The sequence below is a fragment of the Undibacterium sp. Ji49W genome, assembly GCF_049340205.1.
Lineage (GTDB): Bacteria > Pseudomonadota > Gammaproteobacteria > Burkholderiales > Burkholderiaceae_D > Undibacterium.
Window position 1 is genome coordinate 1 of sequence record NZ_JBMPOW010000086.1, and the last position, 234, is coordinate 234.

General features: G+C 55.1%; 1 protein-coding gene. It reads left to right on the forward strand.

What is annotated here, in order from left to right; genetic code table 11:
• Positions 1-234 (forward strand): hypothetical protein (locus ACO0LK_RS27135; RefSeq protein WP_422980627.1); only part of this gene is annotated, 234 nt, incomplete at both ends.

The window sequence follows — 234 nt, forward strand, 5'->3', positions numbered from 1 at the left end:
CAGCGCAATCTGCACTGGACGTGACACTGGGCCGTGGCGCCAACTTCCTGAGCCTGGGTGCAGGTGCTGACCGCGTGGTATTGCTGGGTAACTATGTTGCCGGTACGTACAACGTGACAGAAAACGGTGTGAACCTCAATACACAATCCACAGCAACAGCCGTGGCCCGTGTAGTGACAGACACCATCAACCTGGGTAACGGTAACGATACACTGGTTACTTACGGTGCGATCA